This window comes from Yoonia sp. (assembly GCF_046498525.1).
In the GTDB taxonomy this organism is placed as follows: Bacteria; Pseudomonadota; Alphaproteobacteria; order Rhodobacterales; family Rhodobacteraceae; genus Yoonia.
Genome location: NZ_JAWOAN010000161.1, coordinates 1 through 8,000 on the forward strand (window position 1 = coordinate 1; position 8,000 = coordinate 8,000).

The 8,000-nt window shown below is 59.0% G+C and carries 12 protein-coding genes; all 12 read right to left on the reverse strand.

Going from position 1 to position 8,000, the window contains the following annotated elements; genetic code table 11:
• Positions 1-115 precede the first annotated feature (115 nt).
• Positions 116-1,036, reverse strand: coding sequence for a dihydrodipicolinate synthase family protein (locus R6T97_RS10515; protein WP_410349249.1), 921 nt, complete (start codon positions 1,034-1,036; stop codon positions 116-118).
• Entirely contained in the window at positions 1,026-1,709 is a 684-nt protein-coding gene (locus R6T97_RS10520; protein ID WP_410349250.1) for an aspartate/glutamate racemase family protein, read from the reverse strand. Before R6T97_RS10520 ends, R6T97_RS10515 begins: the two co-directional genes overlap by 11 nt.
• Entirely contained in the window at positions 1,706-2,095 is a 390-nt protein-coding gene (locus tag R6T97_RS10525) for a VOC family protein (RefSeq protein ID WP_410349251.1), read from the reverse strand. The genes R6T97_RS10520 and R6T97_RS10525 overlap by 4 nt, the downstream gene beginning before the upstream one ends.
• 2 nt (positions 2,096-2,097) lie before the next feature.
• Positions 2,098-3,552 (reverse strand): dihydropyrimidinase, encoded by a 1,455-nt coding sequence (hydA, locus tag R6T97_RS10530; RefSeq protein WP_410349252.1) that lies wholly within the window; start codon positions 3,550-3,552, stop codon positions 2,098-2,100.
• 33 nt (positions 3,553-3,585) lie between these two features.
• The gene (gene mnhG, locus R6T97_RS10535; RefSeq protein ID WP_410349253.1) at positions 3,586-3,894 is read right to left on the reverse strand and encodes a monovalent cation/H(+) antiporter subunit G; all 309 of its coding nucleotides are present in this window, start codon (positions 3,892-3,894) and stop codon (positions 3,586-3,588) included.
• Positions 3,887-4,189 carry a monovalent cation/H+ antiporter complex subunit F gene (locus tag R6T97_RS10540; RefSeq protein ID WP_410349254.1) on the reverse strand — a complete coding sequence of 101 codons (303 nt, stop codon included), beginning with the start codon at positions 4,187-4,189 and terminating at the stop codon, positions 3,887-3,889. Before R6T97_RS10540 ends, mnhG begins: the two co-directional genes overlap by 8 nt.
• Complete coding sequence (locus R6T97_RS10545; RefSeq protein ID WP_410349255.1) at positions 4,186-4,665, reverse strand: Na+/H+ antiporter subunit E; 480 nt, start codon at positions 4,663-4,665, stop codon at positions 4,186-4,188. Before R6T97_RS10545 ends, R6T97_RS10540 begins: the two co-directional genes overlap by 4 nt.
• The gene (locus R6T97_RS10550; protein WP_410349256.1) at positions 4,662-6,155 is read right to left on the reverse strand and encodes a Na+/H+ antiporter subunit D; all 1,494 of its coding nucleotides are present in this window, start codon (positions 6,153-6,155) and stop codon (positions 4,662-4,664) included. Before R6T97_RS10550 ends, R6T97_RS10545 begins: the two co-directional genes overlap by 4 nt.
• Positions 6,152-6,514: a Na+/H+ antiporter subunit C gene (locus R6T97_RS10555; RefSeq protein WP_410349257.1), complete on the reverse strand. Its 363-nt coding sequence runs from the start codon at positions 6,512-6,514 to the stop codon at positions 6,152-6,154. The genes R6T97_RS10550 and R6T97_RS10555 overlap by 4 nt, the downstream gene beginning before the upstream one ends.
• Positions 6,514-6,933: a Na+/H+ antiporter subunit B gene (locus R6T97_RS10560; protein WP_410349258.1), complete on the reverse strand. Its 420-nt coding sequence runs from the start codon at positions 6,931-6,933 to the stop codon at positions 6,514-6,516. Before R6T97_RS10560 ends, R6T97_RS10555 begins: the two co-directional genes overlap by 1 nt.
• The gene (mbhE, locus tag R6T97_RS10565; RefSeq protein ID WP_410349259.1) at positions 6,930-7,604 is read right to left on the reverse strand and encodes a hydrogen gas-evolving membrane-bound hydrogenase subunit E; all 675 of its coding nucleotides are present in this window, start codon (positions 7,602-7,604) and stop codon (positions 6,930-6,932) included. Before mbhE ends, R6T97_RS10560 begins: the two co-directional genes overlap by 4 nt.
• A 19-nt stretch (positions 7,605-7,623) precedes the next feature.
• A partial coding sequence (locus R6T97_RS10570; protein ID WP_410349260.1) for a prepilin peptidase occupies positions 7,624-8,000 on the reverse strand: 377 nt, incomplete at its 5' end.

Genomic DNA, 8,000 nt, shown 5'->3' on the forward strand with positions numbered 1-8,000 from the left:
TCCATGGGAGCCATCGGAGCGTTGCTTTACAACAGGGAGCACGGAAGCAAGGAGACAACCTACAAGGGAACCGTCAATCAATGGCCTGTAACCTTATGTTTTCGGGCGATTTCGGCTAGGCGATACCAAGAACATCGCGCCGCGCCGCTTGCCGGACAGCCAAGGCATCGACCTCGGCTTTTGTCGTGGGGCTCAATCCACCGCCGGGTTTGCGCAGCGTGTCATGTGCGATCACCCCGCGCTGTGCCAGCGTGTATTTGCGGATCGCCAGCCCCAGACCGGGCTGTGCCTCGTAGCGCACCATCGGCATATAGGCGTCGAAAATATCGCGCGCGTGATCGAGATTGCCACTACGATAGGCGCTGATGACCTGCGCCATCATTTCGGGATAGGCAAAGCCGGTCATGGCCCCGTCCGCCCCGCGCAGCATTTCCTCCAACAGGAAAAGCCCGCCATTGCCACACAGGATCGAAATGCGTCGCGCCCCTGCGTCAGAAGCCGTGCGCAAGGCGCTGATCTTTTCCAACCCCGGCCAGTCTTCGTGTTTGAGCATCACGCAGGTCGGGCAGTCCTGTACGATTTGCAGGATCACCTTGGTGGGGATCACCACATTCGTGACAAGCGGAAAGTCCTGCAGCACGAATGGCGCGTCACCCAAGGCTTCGGCGGCGTTGCGATAATAGTTCAAGATCTGATCGTCGGTTTTCAGGCTGGCCGGCGGCGCAACCATCACACCCGCCGCGCCAAGATCCATGGCCGCATCGCTGAGCGTCTTCATGGCCGCGAACCCGGGCGCAGAGACACCGACGACAATCGGCACCGTGCTGCGCGCCGTGACCCGCTTGACGACGGCGATGGATTCCTCTGCCGTCAACTTGCCCGCCTCGCCCATCATGCCAAGGATCGTCAGGCCGGTCGCGCCTTTTTCGATATAGAAATCGACCATGCGGTCGATGCTGTCCCAATCCAGTGCCCCGTCGGGCAAGAAGGGTGTCACGGCAATGGTAAAGACGCCTTGCGCGGTTTCATCCAGCATCGGTGTTTCCTTTATGGCTGAGGTTCAGGGTAATCTGGCTGATGGCCATGGCAGCAGCGGCCTGACAGGGATCGACCACTGGCAAGCCGGTTTCGGCCTCTAACGTGCTGCGATAGTGCGCCATGCCTGCACAGCCCATGATCAGGACGTTCGCGCCGTCTTCGTTGCGCAGGCGTTTGCCGGTGTCGATCATCGCATCGAGGCTTTTTTCAGGATCGGCCAGATCGGCAACAGAAAGGCCCAATGCCCGATCGCCTGCGAGCCGGTCCAGAACCCCCATGGCCCCGAACGCCCGCAAGTGGCGCGGGATCGAGGCGGGCAGGATTGCGATGACACCAAAGCGCTGGCCAAGGGTCAGCGCGGTCATCACAGCCGCTTCCTGAATGCCCACGACGGGCAGGGTGGTTTGATCGCGCAAGGCATGCAGGCCCGGATCGCCGAAACAGGCAATGACATAGCCTGCCGCATCTTTTTGCGCCGCGGCAAGGCGCAGCATGGGCGCGATGGTGTGATCTGCCTGACGTTGGTTCTCGATCCCCTGCGGTCCTTCGACCAATGTCAGACAACGGATCGGTGTCCCGAATTTGCGCAACGGATCAAGCGCAAGCTTGATCCCGTCCGTTACGGTCTGTGAAGAATTCGGGTTGATCACGATAAGGGTGTCGTTGTTCATGCGCCGTTCCGCGTGGCTGTCTGGATTTCGATCTGATAGCCTTCTGGATCGTTGAACACGAAGGCGCGGATGCCGATTTCATCATTTACGAAAAGCTCTGACAGGCCATCGAGGTTTTCTTCCTTGGCATAGGCGTGCCATGCGTCCACGTCTGGTACGCGGATGCACAATTGCACTGTCTTGACCGGTTGCCACTTGTTCATGCCGCGGGTTTCATCGACCAACCCCACATGCGCGCCGAAGCAGATTTCATATATCTTGCACCAGCCTTGATCAATCGCCAGCGGCAAGCCGAGAATACCTTCATAGAACCGCGTCGCGGCAGGCAGATCACGGTAATAAAGGAACGTGATCGCAAGCGTGTTGGGTGTGTCGGGGCGGGGCATGGCTATCCTTGGCGCTGGGGTGTGGTGGTTTGTGTCGCCAATGTCGGGCGGTCGATCCAGACGCCGGTGCCGGGGGTGGCGGCAAAAGTGCCGTTCCGCACGATGTGATTGCCGCGCAGCCAGACATCTGTGGGCCAACCGGTGATCGTGCGTCCGACCCAAGGGTTATAACCGACGTTGTCGTGCAGGTCATTCTCGTCGTAGGTGACGGATTTGTCGGGGTCCCACAGCGTGATGTCGGCCTGCATCCCGATCGCAAGACGGCCTTTGTCTTGCAGCCCGTAGATTTCCGCAGGCGCGGTGGCGGTCAGCCTTGCAAAGTCTTCCGGCCCGCCGCGCCCTTTGCTGACCATCGCGTCAAACATCAGCGGCAGGCGTGTTTCCAGCCCCGGCAAACCGTTGGCGATCTCGTGAAATCCGGCATCCGGCCCGGCTGAAAGCTTGCCGGTTTCATCAAAGCGGTAAGGGGCGTGATCAGAAGATACCAGTTGCAGGTCGCCTGTATCGAGTGCGTGCCAAAGTGCCTCTTGATCGGCCATCTGCCGTTGCGGCGGCGAACACATCCATTTCGCGCCCTCCAGATCCGGCTGATGCAGGATGTCTTCGGTCATGAACAGGTAATGCGGGCAGGTCTCGGCCCAGATCGGCGCGCCACGCACGCGGGCATCGCGCACGGCGGCGGCCCCTTGGGTGGTCGAGACATGAAAGATCATCACCGGTTGCCCAAGGTATTCGGCAAAGCGGCACATGCGTTCGATCGCTTCGATCTCGGCCATGCGGGGATGCGAGGCGGGGTGATAATGCGGGGCGGTCTTGCCGGCGGCGATCAGGGCGGCCTTTGCCTGCGCGATGATCGCGTCGGTTTCCGCATGTACGCAGACCAAAGCGCCGTTGGCGCGCGCAGCGGACATGACAGCCAGTATCTGCGCATCGGACAGCTGGATATTGTAGGTCGTGAATACTTTTATCGATCGGTTGCCAGCCGCGATCAAGCTGGCCAGATCCGTTTCAAAATCGGGGACAGTCGTATCTGTCACAGTCATGTGGAAGGCATAGTCGATCATGGCACCGCGGATTGCGCGGGCGCTGTAATCCGACACCGTGTCTGCCAGCCTTTCACCCTTGGCTTGCGCGGCAAAAGAAATCACGCTTGTTGTCCCACCCATCGCGGCCGAGCGTGTGGCCGTTTCAAAAGTGTCCGCGTTCATCACGCCCATGCCGGACATCTGTTCGATGTGGGCATGGGGATCAACGCCGCCGGGCATCACGTATTTGCCTGCCGCATCAATGATGATTTCGGCGGTGCCAAGATCGGTGCCGATGGCCGCGATTTTTTCACCGCGCACAGCCAGATCACCTGTCACAATCCCTGTCGGCGTGACAACCCGGCCGCCTTGAATAAGCAAATCATATGGTTCGGACACGGCGGCAACTCCCTTGGCGGTGCGTTGCTGCATGTTGCCCGCCACCTTGCGGCCTCTGCAAGGGCTTTAGGGGGTATTAACCGGTTTATCGTGCTTCTTTTTGAGATCACCGACAGAGGCCCGCCCGATCATATGCGCGCCGATAGGCGCGGTGAGCATCAGGAAAAGGATCGTCGCGACGACCCGCGCGGTGACTTCGACCTCGGCCAGATAGATTGCGCCACCGATCAGGATCAGGCTACTGCCCAGCACACCGGCCTTGGTCGAGGCGTGCATGCGCGTCAGCACATCAGGCAGACGCAGCACGCCGATGGCCGCGATCAGGGCAAAGAACCCGCCCAAGAGCAGAAACAGGGCGATGATGATATCAATCATGTCCGCTTTCCTTTTTGCGACTATCGCGTCGTTCCGCGAAACGGGCGAGCGCGACGGTGGCAAGAAAGCCCACCAGCGCCAGTACAAGGGCCACGTCCAACAGGGCGCCGACGCCGGTGGCGACCGCGGTGACACCGCAGACGGCGATGATGGAAACGGTCATCATGTCAAGGGCGACGACACGGTCGGCAAGGCTCGGCCCCTTGGCCAACCGGATGAATGCGATGGCCAGTGACAGCATCACCATCACGAAGGTGATATAGATGGACCAGTCAAGAAATGCAGCGGATGTCATTCTTCGAATACCTCTTTGACCATACGTTCCATACCAGATTTGAGGCTTGCGATCACCGCATCGGGATCATCCGCGAACATCGCATGCACGATCAGGGTCTTGCGGTCGGGGGTGACGTCAAGGCTGAGCGTGCCGGGCGTGAGAGAGATCAGGTTCGTAACCAAAAGGATCTCGATATCCGATTTCACGTCCAAAGGCATTTCGAGGATCGCGGGGTTGCTATGATCCGTGGGTGTCAGCACGTCATAGGCGACGCGGATGCTGGACACGCACAGATCATAAAGGAAAAACAGCACCAGCCGCACGATACGGTAGGCGCGCAGGTAATACCCGCTTGGCCCACCGAACAGCGGCTGCGCTATCCACAGGGTTATGAAACCGATGACGAAGCCGAACGCCAGTTGGGTCAGCGTGAAACTGCCCCACAGCCCGGCCCATGTGACGGCCAGGAAAAGGTTGAGAAGAAACAGGTTCATCGCGCTTCTCCCAGCACTGTGGTGATATAGGCGGTCGGATCAAGCAGTTGTTCTGTCGTCCGCTCGGCGAAGATCACAAAGGGTTCGGGGTTCAGGCCGATGATGATGGTCAGGACAGCCAGTCCGGCCACGGGAATTAGCTGCGCGGCCTTGTTGGGTAGCGTTTTCAATTCCGGTTCGATCCCGTCAGGATGAGGTTTCCAGAACGCCTCTGCCCAGATTTTTGTCATCGAATAGATTGTCATCAGGCCCACGGCCAGCGCGATGAAGGCGACGAACCACATCTCGACGTCCAGCGTCGCCTTGACGATAATGTATTTGGCCCAGAATCCTGACAGCGGGGGAAAGCCCGCCAGCGAAAACGCGGGAATCAGGAACAGAATGGCAAGGAAGGGGGCTGATTTGTAAAGCCCGCCAATCTTGTAAACATCGGTGCCCCCCGTCAACCGCTTGGCGATGCCTGCGATCAGGAAAAGGTTCGCTTTCACGATGATGTGGTGGACCAGATAGAACACGGCCCCCATCAGCGCGAGCGGGGTCATCAGGGCAAGCCCAAGGATCATATAACCGATCTGGCTGATGATGTGGAACGACAGGATCTTTCGGAAATCCGATTGCGCTGCAGCCCCCAGTACGCCGATCACCATAGTCAGGCACGCGACCCAAAGCAGAACTGAATGTGTGAACCCGATGTCGTGGTCGAACACCATCGTGAACATGCGGATCAACGCGTAGACCCCGACCTTGGTCAGCAGGCCCGCAAAGACGGCCGACACTGAAAAACTTGGCGTATGATAGGCCGCTGGCAGCCAGAAAAACAGCGGGAACACCGCCGCTTTCACCCCGAAGGCCACCATGAACATCATGGCGACCACGGTCAGAAGGCCCTGATTTTCGACCTGTGCGACCTTTAGCGCAAGATCGGCAAAGTTCAGCGTGCCGGTCATGCCGTAAAGCAGGCCGATGCCCGTCAGGAACAGGATCGTCGAAATCAGGTTGAGCGCCACGTATTTCACGCCGCCGTCTATCTGTTCTTTCCCGCCGTTCAGGATCAGCAGACCGAAAGAGGCGATCAGCATGACCTCGAACCAGACATAGAGGTTGAAAAGGTCACCTGTCAGAAAGGCACCTGTCACACCGGCCAGCAACATCTGGAACAAGGCGTGATAGCCCAGTTTTTCCTGACGTTCGGTGATGTCGCCCAAGGCATAAATCGCCACGGCAAAGCCCGTAATCGCCGTGATCAGCACCATGACAGCCGACAGCAGGTCCGCGACCAAGGTAATGCCGAAAGGCGCAGGCCAGTTGCCCATTTGACCGGCAATGACGCCTGCATCCAGCACAACGACCATGAGCACACCAGACGCAATCAGTCCAAGGCCGGAACCGATGATTGACACCCATGCGCCAAGTGGCGACGACCGCAAAAGATAGGCTGTGATCGCCGCCACAAAGGGGATGACCAGCGGAAGGGTGAGATACCAGCTCATTCTTTGACTTCTTTAGGTTCGGCGACGCGCATCTCGTCGGTATTCAGGGTGCCAAGGCTTTGATAAGCGCGGAAGGCAAGGATGAGGGCAAAGGCGAAAAGGCCAAAGCCGATAACGATCGCGGTCAGCACCAGCGCTTGTGGCAGGGCATTGGCTACAACACCTACGGGCGTATCAAGTCCATCGGGGACCAAAGGCGGGGCACCCGGCGTCAGGCGGCCCGCGACAAAGATTGTCAGGTTCGCCGCGTTCGACAAAAGGATCAGTCCGAACAGGAACCGCAAAAGGTTGCGCGCCAGCATCAGATAGACCGCAGAGGCAACTAGAATACCGATCAGGACGGAGATAATTTGTTCCATCAGACCGCCTCTTCCAAAGAAAAGGCAATCGACAGGGTCGCCCCCAGAACAACCAGATACACACCGATGTCAAAGACCAGCACTGTGGAAAGAGGGATGCCCTTGCTGTCCTCGGTCGCGCCAATGAAAAGCCACTGTCCGGTAAAGAATGCATCGCCCCAGAACACCGCCAGGATGCCTGCAAAAAGCGCGATCCCAAGACCTGCGCCCGCGATGCTGCCGGGATCGAACCGCAGCGCCTTGCGCGCATCGGCGGTCCCGCAGGCAATCGCGTAAACGACAAACCCCGTGGCCGCGATCAGCCCGCCGATGAACCCGCCGCCGGGTGCGTTATGGCCGCGCAGAAGCATGTAGGCCGAAAAGACCAAAAGCAGCACTGCCTGCAGGCGCGCCCCTGCGATCAGGATGACGGAGTTCATTGTTTATCCTCCTCGGGCTTGGCTTTCAGCAAGGCAAAGATGCTGATGGCGGCGATCAGAACGACCGCGATTTCACCGAACGTATCCAATGCGCGGAAGTCCACGAGGATCACATTCACGATGTTCTGGCCGAAGGCTTCGGGCCAGCTTGCGGTTTCGAAGAATGTGGTCAACTCGCGGTCGATCGGACCGGCGGTGACCTTCAGCAGGATCACGGTGGTTACGACACCAAGGCCGATGGCGACAACGGCGTCGACCCAACGCTTGCGCAGTGGCTCCGGTGTCAGGTGCGGCAGTTTCAAAGCGGCAGCGGCAAAGAGCACGACCACAAGCGTTTCCACCAGAAGCTGGGTAATCGCGACGTCGGGTGCGCTGTAGAAAATGAAAATCATCGCGATGCCGATACCGACCACACCCAGTCCGGCAATCGCGGCAATGCGCGAATTCGTGATCAGCGTCAGTCCTGCTCCCAGCAGGACCAGAAGGAACACCAGCCAGTCCCAGAGTTCCACTTGTGGAAACGGCATTGCCGGAATGCCGGTACTACGCAACCACAGCGTGACCGCAAGCACAGCCAGCGCCGTGCCAAAGGTGGCAAGCATATAGTGATAAAGCACGCCGGTCTGAATCGCGCGGGTCAACGCCTTGGAGCCGGAGGCCACGCCAGCCATCAGCTTGTCCCAGCCGTTGTCAAAACTGGGGCCGCGTGTCGTCAGATCGATCAGGATTGTCCGTAGCTGTTGCTTGAAGAGCGTTGAAGCTCCAGACGGCCGGGTCGGGAATCTGCATGGTGCATGCATCGTAGATGTAGATGAAAAGCAGGATAATACCGGCCGCTGCAGTAATCACTGCCCCGACCGTGGCGCCAAAGGTGACATATGACAAAACAAGTAGGCCACCGGCAGCAAGCTCGACCAGAGGATACTGCCAGCTAATCTTCTGCCCGCAGCTGCTACAGCGGCGGCCAAGAAAGGCAAAACTCACCAGCGGAATCAGCTCACACCAAGCGAGCTTGCGTGCGCAGTGCGGGCAGGCCGAGCGATATCGCGTCCAGTTTTGGGTGTTTT

Coding starts and splice junctions, on each gene's coding strand:
- R6T97_RS10550 (WP_410349256.1), bottom strand. CDS start 6,155: ATGAGCTGGTATCTCACCCTTCCGCTGGTCATCCCCTTTGTGGCGGCG.
- R6T97_RS10525 (WP_410349251.1), bottom strand. CDS start 2,095: ATGCCCCGCCCCGACACACCCAACACGCTTGCGATCACGTTCCTTTAT.
- R6T97_RS10520 (WP_410349250.1), bottom strand. CDS start 1,709: ATGAACAACGACACCCTTATCGTGATCAACCCGAATTCTTCACAGACC.
- R6T97_RS10545 (WP_410349255.1), bottom strand. CDS start 4,665: ATGAACCTGTTTCTTCTCAACCTTTTCCTGGCCGTCACATGGGCCGGG.
- mnhG (WP_410349253.1), bottom strand. CDS start 3,894: ATGATTGATATCATCATCGCCCTGTTTCTGCTCTTGGGCGGGTTCTTT.
- R6T97_RS10540 (WP_410349254.1), bottom strand. CDS start 4,189: ATGACATCCGCTGCATTTCTTGACTGGTCCATCTATATCACCTTCGTG.
- R6T97_RS10560 (WP_410349258.1), bottom strand. CDS start 6,933: ATGAACTCCGTCATCCTGATCGCAGGGGCGCGCCTGCAGGCAGTGCTG.
- R6T97_RS10555 (WP_410349257.1), bottom strand. CDS start 6,514: ATGGAACAAATTATCTCCGTCCTGATCGGTATTCTAGTTGCCTCTGCG.
- hydA (WP_410349252.1), bottom strand. CDS start 3,552: ATGCAGCAACGCACCGCCAAGGGAGTTGCCGCCGTGTCCGAACCATAT.
- mbhE (WP_410349259.1), bottom strand. CDS start 7,604: ATGGCTGGCGTGGCCTCCGGCTCCAAGGCGTTGACCCGCGCGATTCAG.
- R6T97_RS10515 (WP_410349249.1), bottom strand. CDS start 1,036: ATGCTGGATGAAACCGCGCAAGGCGTCTTTACCATTGCCGTGACACCC.